Annotated in this window: 1 protein-coding gene; it reads left to right on the top strand. The window is 50.0% G+C overall.

From position 1 onward, the window contains the following. A partial coding sequence (locus tag K9U40_RS23840) for a pertactin-like passenger domain-containing protein (protein WP_282892527.1) occupies positions 1–444 on the top strand: 444 nt, incomplete at both ends.

Raw genomic sequence — 444 nt, 5'->3', positions numbered from 1 at the left:
GACCTGACCAACGACCGTACCAACGATACTACCAAGTCAAACTACGGTTATGGCTTAATCGCAATGAACTCTGATGGTCACCTGACCATTAACGGTAACGGCGATAACGACAACACTGCTTCTATCGAAGCTGGTCAGAACGAAGTTGATAACAACGGTGACCATGTTGCAGCTGCAACCGGTAACTACAAAGTTCGTATCGACAACGCTACTGGTGCTGGTTCTATCGCTGACTACAACGGCAACGAGCTGATCTACGTCAACGACAAAAACAGCAACGCGACCTTCTCTGCTGCTAACAAAGCTGACCTGGGTGCATACACCTATCAGGCTGAACAGCGCGGTAACACCGTTGTTCTGCAACAGATGGAGCTGACCGACTACGCTAACATGGCGCTGAGCATCCCGTCTGCGAACACCAATATCTGGAACCTGGAACAAGAC

The organism is Xanthobacter autotrophicus (genome assembly GCF_030015065.1).
Lineage (GTDB): Bacteria > Pseudomonadota > Alphaproteobacteria > Rhizobiales > Xanthobacteraceae > Xanthobacter > Xanthobacter autotrophicus_D.
Note: the sequence above shows the minus strand (reverse complement) of the source record. Positions and strands in the feature narration are given on the sequence as shown.